A 14,175-nucleotide genomic window follows, 5' to 3' on the forward strand; every position below is an offset into this window, starting at 1 on the left:
CCACCACCGCATCACTCCCCTTGAAGGTAAACCAGGAGAGGCGATCGATATGGATTGGCGCACTGTAGTAGAACAGCTTGGCCCGTTCCGCCGTCCAGGCATAAGGGTAGGTCGCGGCGGCATCCCCTTGCAGCGTCAACTGATAACCACGGCTCCAGGGCATATAAGCCACGCTCAGGTCACGCTGCCCTGCCTCCCGAAACAGGGTCGTCACCAGTCGGGTGCTCTCCCCTCCATCCGGCAAACGGGCGCCGGAATAGGGTGAAAACTCCCCCGTCACCAGCGACAAGGGGGCAGCAGACAACCAGCCACACCAACAACAGATCAACCACCAATAATGCTTCATCATCACGATCTCCTGACTCTGTTACTGAGTATAGGAGGCGGCGTCCTAGAATTCGGCAAGCGGTTACCGTGCAGTCTTGCAATTGAGTGGCTGGAGCATTGTCATATGGGTCCACCTTTCCTGCAACGTTGTCCAGTCGGTGCATTGACTCCTCAGTTGCGCGGCGTCTTGCCCTTGAACTGCTTGACGCTGCGTTTGGCCTGAGTGCGGCGATTGGCCTGCTTGTCACGAGGGGGGCGCTTGCCCTCCCCACTGGCAGGCTGGTCAGTGACCGGGAATCCCGCCAGATCACCCAGCGGCAGCTCACGGCCGGTCAGGGTGCGGATGGCTTGCAGCATGTCACTCTCGCCATGACAGACCAGCGAGATGGCCAGCCCCTCACGGCCAGCCCGGGCGGTACGGCCGATGCGGTGTACATAGACAGGGGCGCTGGCGGGCAGATCCAGATTGATCACCAGCGGCAGCGCCTCCACATGGATGCCGCGCGCCATCAGGTCGGTGGCCACCAGCACCCGCACCCGACCCTCCTTGAAATCATTGAGCGCCTGCTCGCGCACCGCCTGCTCCTTCTCGCCATGGAGAGCGGCCACCGTAATGCCCGCCTTGGCAAGCTTTCTGGCGACCCCGTCGGCATCATCCCGTGCACTGATAAAGACCAGCACCTGCGGCCACGCCTGCTCCTTGAGCAAGCTGATGAGCGCCGGGACCTTGCTGCTCTTGTTGACCAGATAGAGTCGCTCTTCGATCTCGTTCACCACGCTGTTGAGGGGGGTGGCCTCGATACGGGTAGGCTCGCGCAGCAGGCCGTTGGCTAGCGTCTCCAGCTCGGCAGGCAAGGTGGCGGAGAAGAGCAGGGTCTGGCGATCCGCCGGAATAAAGCCGAGCAGCGCCTTGATGTCAGGAGCAAAGCCCATCTCCAGCAGGCGATCCGCCTCATCCAGCACCAAGAGTTGCAAACCATCCAGCCCCAGCAACTGTTGGGTCAGCAGATCCCGCAACCGCCCCGGCGTGGCGACCAGCAGTTGTGGCCCCTGCGCCAGTTCGGCCTGTTGCCGCTCCTGCGCAACGCCCCCACACAGCGTCACGATGCGCAGCCCCAGCGCCTCGGCGCCCTCTTTTAGCGCGGCAGTGATCTGAGTTGCCAGCTCGCGGGTTGGCACCAGCACCAGACCCTGCACCTGTCTAGAGGCGGGATCCAGCCGTTGCAGCAGCGGCAAGCCAAACGCCAGCGTCTTGCCGCTGCCGGTCTGGGCCAGTGCCAGCAGATCCTGCCCCGCCAGCACCGCCGGAATCGCCAACTGCTGGATGCGGGTAGGCGTCTGCAAGGTGGCGGGCAAAGAGGCAAGCAGAGCGGGATGAAGGGCAAGTTCGCGAAAGGTCATGGCGCTACGTCAACAAAGAAGTGGGAGGCGAAGTCTAGTGAGCAGGGGCCGAGAAGTAAAACTCTATCCATGATGAGCGGAGCGGGGAGTGCTGGCGGGGATGAGCAAGAGCGACAAGATCCGCCCCTTCGTCGTTCTGATGCACGTCATCGATGGCCTCTGCCCCGATATGATGTGCCCATGGCGAGGTGATTGCTGGCAATGCGGCACCGGGATCACCCGTAATCCGCCACCTCACGGATGCTGGCCCGCTGTCTCAGCATCGACAGTGTTGGCAAAGTGACACATATCATTTACAGCAATTGGCATATCAGCAGAACCTGAAGCGCCACGATGGCTCATCCCATATGAGCTTGCTGGAGCGCATCGGCCCGGCGTAAACCGCCAGTCTGAACTCTGCTAAATGACAAAACGGCCGTACTGGTGAGCTCTCCTGCGGGAGCCTTGCCAGTACGGCCGTCTGTTCTTGTGCGGGGGAACGGTTACTCCTCGATAAAGGTCCACTCATCCTTGATGCGGCTGATGGCATCGGTCCGCTTTTTGGCGAGCTGCTCCTTGATCTCTTCCCCTTTGAAACCGGCTGCCACTATCTCTTTCACCGGCACCGCTTGGGCCGCGGCTAGCGCTTCGGCCACATAGTCCGGCTCGGCGTAGACCCGCTCCTCGAAACCGGTACGGCCATGGAAGTCGGCGCGGCAGGCATCCAGTAACTGGGCAAAGCGCTCGGGGCGGCGCCAGGCATCAGCCTTGTCGAACACCTTGAGCAGGGTGGCGGGCTTGAGCTCAAAGGCGATATGGATGTGGGTGTGCAGATCGCTCACCAGCAGCGCCAGATCCCGGCACTCATTGGGTACCCGGAACCGCTCGCACAGAGCGCGAATAAGCGGCAGCCCTTTCTGGCCGTGACCGTGATGGCTTGGCCAGAACTCCTTGGGGGTTACTCCCTTGCCAAGGTCGTGGCAGAGGGCGGCAAAGCGGACGGTCAATTCCGGGGAGATCCGGCACGCCTGCTCCAGCACCATCAGGGTGTGGATGCCGGTGTCGATCTCCGGGTGCCACTTGGCCGGGGCGGGGACGCCAAACAGCGCATCAATCTCTGGGAACAGCGCCTTCAGGGCGCCGCACTGGCGCAGCACCTCGATAAAGATCTGCGGGGTTGGCCCCAGCAGCACCTTCTCCAGCTCCTTCCAGACTCGCTCCGGCGTGAGGTGGGCCAGCTCGCCAGCGGCCGTCATCTCGCTCATCAGGGCGAGAGTTTCCGGCGCTATGGTAAAGCCCTGAGCGTGGAAGCGGGCGGCGAAGCGGGCGACCCGCAGGATGCGCAGCGGATCTTCAGCAAAGGCGGGGGAGACGTGGCGCAGCAGCCGCTTTTCCAAATCCTCGATGCCACCGTAGGGATCGTGGAGCTGGCCCTGATCATCTTCGGCGATGGCGTTGATGGTGAGATCCCGGCGCAGCAGATCCTGCTCCAGCGTCACATCGGGGGCGGCGTGGCAGACAAAACCGGTGTAGCCCTGACCCTGTTTGCGTTCGGTACGGGCGAGGGCATACTCCTGCTGGGTTTTGGGGTGAAGAAACACGGGAAAGTCGCGACCGACCTGGGTAAAACCCAGCGCCAGCATCTGCTCCACGGTGGCACCGACCACCAGATGATCCCTGTCGCCCTGCGGCAATCCCAGCAGGCGATCCCGCACTGCGCCCCCAACCAGATAAGTCTGCAAACCGTCTCTCCCGTCATCAATCGTGGGGCCGAGTATATCGTCTTTGTTACCGCTTTGCTGCCTGACCACCACCTGCCCGCAGCGCCTGTCAGCGCGGCTTTGACTTGGGCGTGACGAGGCCTTACGCTGCCGCACCAGACAGCTGGCGCTGTGCTGCGGGATGACTTTATGCCCGTGCAGGCCAGATGAGCCGAAGGAACCGCAGAGTTCCCCATATATCAACGACATGAGAACAACGTGAATCAATCAACCTTCGCAAGCCGGGTTCTGGAGTGGTATGAGCTTCATGGCCGCAAAACCCTGCCCTGGCAGCAGGAGAAGACCCCTTACCGGGTCTGGGTCTCGGAGATCATGCTGCAGCAGACTCAGGTCGCTACAGTCATCCCCTATTATCAGCGTTTTATGGCGCGCTTCCCCGATGTGGTGGCGCTGGCCGATGCCCCTGTTGACGAGGTGCTGCACCACTGGACCGGGCTTGGCTACTACGCCCGGGCCCGCAACCTGCACAAGGCGGCCCAGCAGATCCGCGATCATCACCACGGCCTCTTTCCCGAGCGCTTTGACGAGGTGATGGCGCTGCCCGGCATTGGCCGCTCAACCGCTGGGGCCGTGCTGTCGCTCTCTCTGGGTCAGCCCCACGCCATCCTTGATGGCAACGTGAAGCGGGTACTCACCCGCTGGCTGGCGTTGCCGGGCTGGCCCGGCCAAAAACAGGTGGAGAACGAGCTGTGGGAGATCGCCATCCGGTTGACTCCCAAGCTGGGCGTGGCGCAATACAATCAGGCGATGATGGATATCGGGGCGACGATCTGCACTCGCAGCAAGCCTGCCTGTGATCGCTGTCCTGTGCGGGCCGATTGCCAGGGGCTGTCGCAAGGCAAGCCTACCGCTTATCCCAACAGCAAGCCCAAGAAGAGCATTCCGGCTCGCGATGGCATCATGCTGCTGATCCGCCATGGCGATGAGTTGCTGCTGGAGAAGCGGCCGCCACAGGGGATCTGGGGCGGGCTCTACTGCTTCCCGCAGGTGGCTTCGCTGGCGGAGGTGGATGGTCTGCTGGCATCCCTTGGCCTGAGCCATCACGGTTATAGTGAACTGACCGGTTTTCGCCATACCTTCAGCCACTTCCATCTCGATATTCAGCCGTTGCTGATTGACATTGATGAGGCGCAGCCGCTGCGGCTCATGGAAGCAGATAACCGACTCTGGTATAACTTACGCCATCCTGCCGAGGTGGGGCTGGCGGCCGCCACGGCCCGTCTGCTCGCCTATCCAGAGTTACAACCATAGAGGTCAACATGAGCCGTACTGTATTTTGCCAACGCCTGAAAAAAGAGGGCCCGGGTCTGGATTTCCAACTCTATCCCGGTGAGCTCGGCAAGCGGATTTTTGACAACATCAGCAAGGAAGCCTGGGCCGAGTGGCAGAAGAAGCAGGTGATGCTGATCAACGAGAAAAAGCTCAACATGATGAATCTTGAGCATCGCCAACTGCTGGAAAAAGAGATGGTCAGCTACCTGTTTGATGCAGGTGAAGTGCAGATCGAAGGTTACACCCCGCCTGCCCAATAAGCTCTCCGGCTGTTGTACGTGTGAACAGGTGCGGGAATGGCGCCACACTGGCGTGACCGCTCCTGAAGTCGCAGCAAATGAATGATGGGCAGCTATGCTGCCCGGTTTGAGGATCCTATGGGCCGAATTTTTTGGCTGCTGTGCACCCTGCTGTTTCTCTCTGCCTGCTCATCCTCCCCCAAGCCCAGCGGGAGTGAGGATGACGATCTGGTCAACGGCAAGGACATCCGCGGTTTTGAACACATGATCAGCGCGCTCTCCCATAACGTGAACGAGATATGGGGGCGGGAGGCGCTGTTTGCGGGCAAGTTTGACTACGTCAAATACACGGATCAGTACAAGAGCCGGGCCCACATCGACTTCTCCAGTGGCCATATCATGGTGGAGACGGTATCAGGCATCGATCCCCGCGCTCACCTGCGTCGCGCCATCATCGAGACCCTGCTGACGCCGGACGATCCGGCCGAAGTGGATCTTTACTCCGACCGGGAAATTCTGACCGGCGGCGAGCCCTTCCTCTACGGTCAGGTGCTGGACAATCAGCGCCAGCCAATCCGAGCCTCCTGGCGCGCCGAGCGTTATGCCGATTACCTGCTCAACACGGCGATGAAGAAGCGTACCCTGGGTATTCGCACCATCTTCTTCGTCGATATTCCCATGGTGGCCAACCATGAAGATCGACGGGGCTACAAGTATGCGGGGATCATCCGGGATGCGTCGCGTAAATACGGCGTGCCGGAGAGCCTGATCTATGCGGTGATCAAGACCGAGAGCAGTTTCAACCCCTATGCGGTGAGCCATGCCAACGCTTATGGCCTGATGCAGGTGATCCCGGCCACTGCCGGTCGTGACGTCTATGTGCGGGTCAAGGGCAAGAACGGCCAGCCGACGCGGGAGGAGCTGTTCAATCCGGCCTACAACATCGATGTCGGTACCGCCTATCTGCACCTGTTGCAGACCGTCTATCTGGCGGATATCGAGGATCCGCGCTCCCGTCGTTATGCGGTGATCTCCGCCTATAACGGTGGTGCAGGCGGGGTGCTCAATACCTTCTCCAGCGATCGCAAGGCGGCGCCAGGCCGGATCAACCGGCTCTCCCCCGAGGCGGTCTATCAGGTGTTGACCGAGCAACATCCCAAAGAGGAGGCGCGCCGTTACCTCTACAAGGTCAATCAGGCCGAGAAGGGGTTCAAGAGATCCTTTGCCAGTCGGGCCGGTTAAGCGGTGACGCTGCGTTAACCATGCAAAAGGGCGTTTGATATCAAGCGCCCTTATAACGTCTGGCCAGTTCGTCGTTGAAGTGGCCTTATTTGGCGATAAAGCCGCCTTTGGTCTGCGGGGCCGCGCCCACTTTCTCCAGGGTTTTCACTTCCACTTCGGTCTTGTTCCAGCTGTGGTCCACTTCACCACGGATGCGGATCTGATCATCCGGGCCCACTTCGGTGCCACGCCACACATCCTGATCTACTTCGACCTCCACTTCACCGCTGGCGTCGCGGAACAGATAGTTCTCGCCGCCCAGGTGCTTGACCAGTTTCCCTTCCAGGGTGGCCCAGCTGTCATCGGCCAGATCTTTCAGTTGAGCAACGGAAACCTTGTTCTGCTCTTGCGGGCCGGTATAGGCCGCCATGGCAAAAGAGGAGACAGACATCAGGGTCAACAGTCCGATTACGCTTGCGCTTGCCTTGTTCATTTCATACTCCTGTCATTGGTATGAGGGCATTGTGCCGGGGAGGGCGTGAAACAAGTGTGAAAAGATCTTCTTTATTTGCGAAAAAGTGATTAACCGCAAATTTTTTTGCAAAAAACGGCTGATTCATAAAAAAAAGGGTAGTTTTTTGACAGTGGTCATACCAGAACGGAGTTTAAATGGGTGCTTAATGACGCCTATTTGTGAGCGCAAGCGATTTGCTTGAAGGCAGGAGATGCGTGATGTCATCCGGAACTGTAATCTGCCGCATTCACCAGAAGTCAGTGGCAGCAGACTCTTTTCATGTTTGCTGCCACTCGAGGAGAAGTCCGCAGGTCTCACCTGCTTAATCAAAGAGCATAACAATATGAAAAAATGGCTTGTTTGTTTATTGGGGTTAATGGCACTGACAGTGCAAGCGGCAGAGGGACGCCAGCCGTTTTCGAGGGTCGTGATGTTTGGTGACAGCCTCTCCGACACCGGCAAGATGTACAAGAAGATGCGGGGATATCTCCCCTCCAGCCCACCCTACTTCAAGGGGCGCTTCAGCAACGGCCCGGTGTGGTTGGAGCAGCTGAGTAGTGAACACTTCCCCGGCCTGGCTGTGGTCAACGAGGCAGAAGGCGGGGCAACGGCGGTGGCCTATAACCAGCGAGGGGCTTTGAAGGGCTGGGGCAGTCTCTCTGCCTGGCATCCCAAATATCAGGTGATCAACAACCTCAATTACGAGATCGATCAGTTCCTGAAAAAGGACAAGTTCCGTCCCGATGATCTGGTGGTGATTTGGGTCGGGGCCAACGACTATCTGGCTTATGGCTGGAACAGGAAGGAGGATGCGGATCTGGTGATCGATACCATCCGGTTGACATCTAACCGCTTGGTGCTCAACGGTGCTAAGCAGATCCTGCTGTTCAACATTCCGGATCTGGGGCAAGCCCCGTCCGCCCGTAGCATGGGGGTGGTGGAGAAGGTGCGTAATGTCGCCAGCTATCACAACCAGCGACTGCAGAACCTCACTCGTGAGCTGGCCCCCCTTGGCATCGTGAAGCTGTTCGAGGTGGACAAGCAGTTCAACGAGATGGTGCAAGACCCGCAGAAGTTTGGTCTGAGCGATACCGAGCACGCCTGTTATGACGGTGGCTATATGTGGAAGCCGTTCTCCGACAGCAATGTTGAAGTTGCTGCAGCCCCTGACTTGAGCTTCTCCGAGAAGATGGCTGTCGCCGGTAACCCGATCCTTGCGCAGGCAGTGATGAGCCCGCAGGCGATGCGCAGCGCCGCAGCCCTCAACTGTGATGAGCATATGTTCTGGGATCAGGTGCATCCTACCAAAATCGTACACAAGGCACTGAGTCAGCGCGTGGCTGACTTTATCAATCAGAACTACGAGTTTGTTCGTCATTGATACTGCGTTGGGCCAGCATGTTGCTGGCCCTTATTCCATACTGGGCCCTATCGACACTGCTTTTTGCGTCAAATGCAGTTGAAATAACAGACGTTTGTTGCTGTTTTTGTAATGCAGTTGCGTTAAAGTGAGTTTTGTTAATTGATATCAGTGACTTGAAAATAGGCTAATGTTGGTATGCAACGCTCGCTTTTGGGTGGTTGCACCTATAAGAATAGGTGATATCAATCAACCTCCTCCTACATAAAGTTGCAGAGGCTCAAACATGAAAAAAACATTGATTACCTTGCTGGTTACCGGCTTGCTGGCGGCCAATGCTCAGGCTGCAGGTCAGGACAACACCTGGTATGGCGGTGCCAAACTGGGTTGGTCCAACTTCTATGGCATTGATGAAAGCAACAGCTTTACCCTCGGTAATGAGACCAATGATGCTCTTGGGGCTGGTGTATTTGCCGGCTATCAGCTTAACAAGAACCTGGGCATCGAATATGGCTACGATTATCTGGGTAAGTACAAATATGATGCCCGTTCAGCCACGGGCGCAGCGTTTCAAGATGAAGTTCAGGCCCAACTTATTCATTTATCATTGAAGCTGGGCTTCCCTGTCACTGATAGCCTCGACCTGTATGGCCGTATCGGTGGTGGTTATGCGGCCGCGAACAGCGATCTGAAAGGGGGAGATGGTCGGTTCAACGTTGTCAGCGCACTCGGTGCCGAGTATGTCTTCAACCGCGACTGGGCCGCCCGCCTCGAATATCAATATACTACCCCCTATGGCAGCCGTGACGACACCGGTTTGCGTATGGACAACGGCCTGCTCTCGCTGGGCGCTGTCTATCGCTTCGGCCAGGTTGCACCTGTGGTTGCCGTACCAGCCCCGGCTCCGGAACCTGCTCCTGCACCTGTGATGGTTGAGAAGCAGTTCACCCTGAGCTCCGATGTGCTGTTTGACTTCAACAAGGCGACCCTGAAGCCGCAGGCCACTCAGGCGCTGGATAGCCTCTATAGCCAGATTGAAGAGGCTCGACCCAAGGATGGCGTGGCAACCGTGATTGGTCACACCGACCGTATCGGTTCCGATGCCTACAACCAGAAACTCTCCGAGCAGCGTGCCAAGACCGTTGCCAACTATCTGGTTGGTAAAGGGATCCCGGCCGCCAAGATCAATGTGGAAGGACGTGGTAAATCCTCACCGGTTACTGGTGACAGCTGCGTCAGCAAGTCCAAGCGCGAGTTGATCGTCTGCCTAGCTCCGGATCGCCGTGTCGAAGTGAAAGTAGAAGGGGTCGCAGAGGCCCAGCAGTAATCGTCTGACTGGCGCCGCCCAGGTTCCGGGAACCTTGGCGGCACCGGGAAGGGATGCAGAAAAGCCAGTCAGTGATCTGACTGGCTTTTCTATTGAGGTAAATCTTTCTATTGAACGGGGCTCAGGAGGGGAGCGGCATCACCCGGTTGCGCCCCAGCTCCTTGGCCTTGTAGAGCAGCTTGTCGGTACGTTCGACCAGACAGTCTGCGCTCTCCTGACCGTTGAACTCGCCCACTCCGAAAGAGGCGGTGATGTGATCGATGCGCCGACCCGACTTGCGATCCAGAATCGACATCCGCTCGATGGCGCGGCGCATGCTCTCTGCCATCTGTCTGGCCAGCGCCAGCGAGCGATGGGGGACTAGCATGGCGAACTCCTCCCCGCCCAGCCGATAGGCGGTGACCCCTTCCTTGCAGGCATCACGAAGCCGTTTGCTGAAGGCGCGCAGCACCTGATCGCCGAGCAGGTGCCCATACTCATCGTTGAAGTTCTTGAAGCGGTCGATATCGGCGAGGATCAGCGAGAAGGGATGCTGGCTGCGGATCAACCCTTCCACCTCCAGGTCGAAGGCGCGGCGGTTGAGCAGGCTGGTGAGGGCATCTTCGTTGGCCAGTTTGCGGGTCTCGTTGAGCGCAGCCCGCAGCTCCTTGATCTCCTTCTCGGCATTGCTGAGCTGGTTGCGAAAGTGCATGGTGGACATGCGCACATCCCGTGACTCGCGTACCAGCTCCCGCAGGATCCCCATGGTGTCTTCCAGACTAAAACCCTCGTCATCGATGCGGCTGAGCTTGTCAAAACTCTTGTCGAGCATCTCCTGAAACATGCCGGTATCGGAGAGGGCGTCCTGCATGGAGTGGCCGAGCTCGTTGGCCATGGCCGCGAGGCTCAGTTTCATTGCCTCTACCTGCTTCTCGTCCTGCGCCGCCAGATATTGGTGGTAGAGCCGTTCGCAGGTAGTGAGGGAGCAGGTGCCCTGCAGTTTGACGGCCTGGTCAATCGCCTGGTTGAGCTCGGGCATACTGGCCGAGACATAGTTGTACCACAGGTGGTAATTGTCCGGCGTCGTAGGGATCTGGTACTTGATCATCAGGGGAACCGCCTGTTTGAGATAGGCGGCAGATTGGGCAAAGGTGTCCTTACTCATGAGTTCAGTGTCTCAGCATGCTAGCGAACTGAGGATAGTATGACAGAGAGACAGGCCAAAAGGCAGCCGATGGATGCCATTCGCCCCCCCCTCCGATATAATGGCACCGTTACCACCTACCCTAAGGCCTGCTTATGTCTCAAAAAGATCCTTTCCTCGAACGCGAGGCCGAAAAATACGAGAATCCCATCGCCAGTCGCGAGCTGATCCTCGACCTCATCAAGGGCCACGAAAAGCCCATGTCCCGGGAAGAGCTGGCAAAAGTACTCAAGCTGACCGATGAAGAGCCACTGGAAGCCCTGCGTCGCCGTCTGCGTGCCATGGAGCGCGATGGACAGCTGGTCTTCACGCGCAACCAGTGTTATGCCCTGCCGGATCGCCTGAATCTGGTGAAAGGCTACGTACTCGGCCACAAGGATGGCTTCGGTTTCCTGCGTCCAGAGGGTGGTGGCCCGGATCTGTTCCTCAACAACCGTGAAATGCAGCGTCTGATGCACGGCGACTATGCGCTGGTGCAGCCGACCGAAATCGATCGCAAGGGACGCCAGGAGGCGCGTCTGGTGCGTCTGCTCAAATCCCGTGAGGCGGATATCGTCGGCCGTTACTTCGTCGAGAACGGCGTCGGTTTCCTCGTGCCTGACGACAGCCGCATCGGTCAGGACATCATCATCCCGGAAGGGGAAAACAAAGGGGCTCGCCAGAGCCAGGTCGTAGTCGTGCGCATCAACCAGCGCGCCACTGGCCGCTTCAACGCGGTCGGTACCGTGCTGGAGGTGCTGGGTGAGAACATGGCGCCCGGTATGGAGATCGAAATCGCCCTGCGCACCCACGGCATTCCGCATACCTGGCCGGAAGAGGTGACCAAAGAGGTTGCCGGTCTCGGCGAGCAGGTGCCTTCGACGGCCAAAGAGGGCCGCATCGACCTGCGTGCCCTGCCGCTGGTGACCATCGACGGGGAAGATGCCCGCGACTTCGATGACGCCGTCTTCTGTGAAGCCAAACGTGGTGGCGGCTGGCGTCTGTGGGTTGCCATTGCTGACGTCTCCGCCTATGTGAAGCCGGGCACGGCGCTGGATGCCGAAGCCTATCAGCGCGGCAACTCCGTCTACTTCCCCGAGTTCGTGGTGCCCATGCTGCCGGAGGTGCTCTCCAACGGCCTGTGTTCCCTGAACCCGCAAGTTGACCGTCTCTGCATGGTGTGCGAGATGACCATCTCCGCCGCTGGCCGCATGTCTGGCTACAAGTTCTACGAAGCGGTAATGAACTCTCACGCCCGTCTCACCTACACCAAGGTGGCGGCGATCCTCGACGGGGATCCCAAGCTGCGCCAGCAGTATGACCCGCTGGTGGGCCATATCGAGGAGCTCAACAACCTCTACAAGGCGCTCAAACAGGCTCGTCATCAGCGCGGCGCGGTGGAGTTCGAGAGCGAGGAGACCCGCTTCATCTTCAACGCCCAGCGCAAGATCGACCGCATCGTGCCGCTGGTGCGCAACGACGCCCACAAGATCATCGAAGAGTGCATGATCCAGGCGAACGTGGCTGCTGCCCGCTACATCGAGAAGAACGAAGCCGCCGCCCTGTTCCGGGTGCACGACCGTCCGGGCGAGGAGCGTCTGACCGGTTTCCGTGACTTCCTGGCCGAACTGGGTCTGGAGCTCAAGGGCGGTCTCGAGCCCGAGCCGAAGGATTTCGCCGAGCTGGCTGCCAAGTTTGAAGGGCGCCCGGATGCGGAGCTGCTCTCCACCATGCTGCTGCGCTCCATGCGTCAGGCCATCTATCAGGCCGACAACATCGGTCACTTCGGTCTGGCCCTGAAATCCTACGCCCACTTCACCTCGCCGATCCGTCGCTACCCAGACCTCATCCTGCACCGCGCTATCAAATATCAGGCGGCCAAGGAGCAGCAGGCCAACCTGCGCCACAAGTGGACCCCGAGCGGTGGTTATCACTATCAGCTGGAAGAAGTGGACCCGATGGGCGAGCACTGCTCCATGACCGAGCGCCGTGCTGATGATGCGACTCGCGACGTAGCCGACTGGCTCAAGTGCGAGTACATGCAGGATCATGTGGGTGACGAGTTTGATGGCGTTATCGCCAGCGTCACCGGCTTTGGCTTCTTCGTGCGTCTGGCCGAGATCCACATCGACGGTCTGGTGCACGTCAGCACCCTCACCAACGACTACTACCAGTTCGACCCGCTGCATCAGCAGCTGATCGGCGAGAATTTCCGCCGTCGCTACCGTCTGGGCGACAAGGTGCGCGTCAGGGTGATGGGCGTCAATCTGGACGATCGCAAGATCGACTTCGTGATGGTGGAAGAGCCGCTCAAGGTCACCGGCAAGAACGCCAAGCAGGCGGTTCGCAAGATGGCCGAGATCAAGAAAGAGAAGGCCAAGAGCGCCCAGCGCCACGAAAAGCGCAAAGAAAAAGATGGCAAGGATCACGGCAAACCCGCCAAGGGGGGCCGTGCCAAACCCAGCAACAGACGACCGGGCAAAAAAGCGCGCGACAAGGCCAAGGGGTAAGCCCTTCGGCCTATGGCCTGGGTCTGGCGACCCGGGGATAGGCTGTAACGGGCTGATGGCCCCCCAGGTATCTGCGTTAGAGTCCGGGTTATCACTGCAAAAGCCTGCGACGATTGAGATGAAAAAAATCCGAACCCTGTTACCGGGGTTCGGATTTTTTATGGTCAGCGAAGTGGGGGGTCAGCCCTTAGGCGGAGATCGGCCAAGCTTCGTGCCTGTGGTGAGGGGCATACTCCCTACGGGATTGCGACTCGATTTGCAGGCTCCATGAAAGTGAGTCAGGTGGAGATTGCAGCCATAGATCCGGATTTTGATCGAGGCTACTGCCTCTATCCCTGATGGAATTCGCTGGCTGGCTCCGCTATCAACGCCACGTACTTGGAAGTACTTTGTTTCCCTCGGGCTTTACCAGCCACGGTCTGACCTGTCTCGCCATCACTTCATGATTGCCTGTGCAATCGGTGCTTCCTTACCAATTTTTGGTCATAGGATTGTCAATCAGCCCTTACATTGCCAAACCTGTTTTTCATGCGGCCATGCCATAGTGGGCATCATATTTTCTGTCGTGTGCCAGCAATGCCCTGATGATTCTAGCCGTCTTGTTGGCTTGCGCTACCGCCGCCACGTTAGGGTTGCGCCGTGCCATCCTCAACCAGCAGCAAGAGCCGAAATGGCATATCGGGATTGGTCCCTATGTTTGTGCGGAGCGCGGCGGGCTATCTCACGGGCACGGAACCGAAAAACTAAAAAATGAGAGCCACTATTAACAGTGCCGCTAGCGGTGATTTGCTCTAATGACGCCATCATCAATCTGGCGCCATCCAAGAGCTCTCCTCATCACGCCGCCAGCGAGGCTAACGCCACCTCTCGGTGGTGGGTGGGGGCTGGCCATCCGCCTGACCACAATATTGGAGTAGATAATGAAAGCCAAACTCAACCAACCCCTGAATTTAACTCTCCCTCCAGTCCAAATCCAAACCCCGCCCACTGCGGATCTTGCCAGCCGCCAGCCAGAACTGGCACGTCAAATAAAGCAGCGTCCCTCCCCACTACTGCGACCGGATAGTAATCCACCAGGCTAT

At 58.7% G+C, this 14,175-nt stretch carries 10 protein-coding genes and 2 pseudogenes; 6 read left to right on the forward strand and 6 right to left on the reverse strand.

What is annotated here, in order from left to right:
* From ACRAUW_RS12735 to ACRAUW_RS12745, 3 genes and pseudogenes are all read right to left on the reverse strand, one after another.
* Positions 1 to 349, reverse strand: a pseudogene (locus ACRAUW_RS12735) (substrate-binding periplasmic protein); the annotation flags it as partial.
* Between the two features lie 149 nt (positions 350 to 498).
* Positions 499 to 1,728 carry a DEAD/DEAH box helicase gene (locus ACRAUW_RS12740; RefSeq protein ID WP_431362569.1) on the reverse strand — a complete coding sequence of 410 codons (1,230 nt, stop codon included), beginning with the start codon at positions 1,726 to 1,728 and terminating at the stop codon, positions 499 to 501.
* A 482-nt stretch (positions 1,729 to 2,210) separates the two neighbouring features.
* The gene (locus ACRAUW_RS12745) at positions 2,211 to 3,449 is read right to left on the reverse strand and encodes a multifunctional CCA addition/repair protein (protein ID WP_058059706.1); all 1,239 of its coding nucleotides are present in this window, start codon (positions 3,447 to 3,449) and stop codon (positions 2,211 to 2,213) included.
* Between the two features lie 237 nt (positions 3,450 to 3,686).
* Here ACRAUW_RS12745 and mutY point away from each other — a divergent pair, with 237 nt between their 5' ends.
* From mutY to mltC, 3 genes are all read left to right on the forward strand, one after another.
* On the forward strand, positions 3,687 to 4,739 hold the full coding sequence (gene mutY / locus ACRAUW_RS12750; protein WP_431362570.1) for an A/G-specific adenine glycosylase: 1,053 nt from the start codon (positions 3,687 to 3,689) through the stop codon (positions 4,737 to 4,739).
* Positions 4,740 to 4,747: 8 nt separating this feature from the next.
* A complete protein-coding gene (locus ACRAUW_RS12755; protein WP_005335828.1) occupies positions 4,748 to 5,020 on the forward strand; it encodes an oxidative damage protection protein in 273 nt (90 codons plus the stop codon).
* 117 nt (positions 5,021 to 5,137) lie between these two features.
* A complete protein-coding gene (gene mltC, locus ACRAUW_RS12760; RefSeq protein WP_431362571.1) occupies positions 5,138 to 6,241 on the forward strand; it encodes a membrane-bound lytic murein transglycosylase MltC in 1,104 nt (367 codons plus the stop codon).
* Positions 6,242 to 6,326: 85 nt separating this feature from the next.
* Here mltC and ACRAUW_RS12765 read toward each other — a convergent pair whose 3' ends face one another.
* A complete protein-coding gene (locus ACRAUW_RS12765; protein WP_005335826.1) occupies positions 6,327 to 6,713 on the reverse strand; it encodes a YgiW/YdeI family stress tolerance OB fold protein in 387 nt (128 codons plus the stop codon).
* A gap of 364 nt (positions 6,714 to 7,077) precedes the next feature.
* Between ACRAUW_RS12765 and ACRAUW_RS12770 the strand changes: the two genes are divergently transcribed.
* Together ACRAUW_RS12770 and ompA are read left to right on the forward strand one after the other, a co-directional pair.
* Positions 7,078 to 8,115: an SGNH/GDSL hydrolase family protein gene (locus ACRAUW_RS12770; protein WP_431362572.1), complete on the forward strand. Its 1,038-nt coding sequence runs from the start codon at positions 7,078 to 7,080 to the stop codon at positions 8,113 to 8,115.
* 265 nt (positions 8,116 to 8,380) lie between these two features.
* Positions 8,381 to 9,421: a porin OmpA gene (gene ompA / locus ACRAUW_RS12775; protein ID WP_431362573.1), complete on the forward strand. Its 1,041-nt coding sequence runs from the start codon at positions 8,381 to 8,383 to the stop codon at positions 9,419 to 9,421.
* A gap of 121 nt (positions 9,422 to 9,542) precedes the next feature.
* Here the strand turns inward: ompA and ACRAUW_RS12780 are convergent, their stop codons facing one another.
* Positions 9,543 to 10,565 carry a GGDEF domain-containing protein gene (locus ACRAUW_RS12780; RefSeq protein ID WP_431362574.1) on the reverse strand — a complete coding sequence of 341 codons (1,023 nt, stop codon included), beginning with the start codon at positions 10,563 to 10,565 and terminating at the stop codon, positions 9,543 to 9,545.
* A 134-nt stretch (positions 10,566 to 10,699) separates the two neighbouring features.
* Between ACRAUW_RS12780 and rnr the strand changes: the two genes are divergently transcribed.
* Positions 10,700 to 13,093, forward strand: a complete 2,394-nt coding sequence (gene rnr, locus ACRAUW_RS12785) for a ribonuclease R (RefSeq protein ID WP_431362575.1) — start codon at positions 10,700 to 10,702, stop codon at positions 13,091 to 13,093.
* A gap of 526 nt (positions 13,094 to 13,619) precedes the next feature.
* Here the strand turns inward: rnr and ACRAUW_RS12790 are convergent.
* Positions 13,620 to 13,748, reverse strand: a pseudogene (locus tag ACRAUW_RS12790) (IS110 family transposase); the annotation flags it as partial.
* Positions 13,749 to 14,175: the final 427 nt, after the last annotated feature.

Origin of the sequence: Aeromonas sp., from assembly GCF_050633025.1 — a bacterium.
Classification (GTDB): domain Bacteria; phylum Pseudomonadota; class Gammaproteobacteria; order Enterobacterales; family Aeromonadaceae; genus Aeromonas.

Coding starts and splice junctions, on each gene's coding strand:
- ACRAUW_RS12740 (WP_431362569.1), bottom strand. CDS start 1,728: ATGACCTTTCGCGAACTTGCCCTTCATCCCGCTCTGCTTGCCTCTTTG.
- ACRAUW_RS12755 (WP_005335828.1), top strand. CDS start 4,748: ATGAGCCGTACTGTATTTTGCCAACGCCTGAAAAAAGAGGGCCCGGGT.
- mltC (WP_431362571.1), top strand. CDS start 5,138: ATGGGCCGAATTTTTTGGCTGCTGTGCACCCTGCTGTTTCTCTCTGCC.
- ACRAUW_RS12765 (WP_005335826.1), bottom strand. CDS start 6,713: ATGAACAAGGCAAGCGCAAGCGTAATCGGACTGTTGACCCTGATGTCT.
- ACRAUW_RS12770 (WP_431362572.1), top strand. CDS start 7,078: ATGAAAAAATGGCTTGTTTGTTTATTGGGGTTAATGGCACTGACAGTG.
- ompA (WP_431362573.1), top strand. CDS start 8,381: ATGAAAAAAACATTGATTACCTTGCTGGTTACCGGCTTGCTGGCGGCC.
- ACRAUW_RS12780 (WP_431362574.1), bottom strand. CDS start 10,565: ATGAGTAAGGACACCTTTGCCCAATCTGCCGCCTATCTCAAACAGGCG.
- rnr (WP_431362575.1), top strand. CDS start 10,700: ATGTCTCAAAAAGATCCTTTCCTCGAACGCGAGGCCGAAAAATACGAG.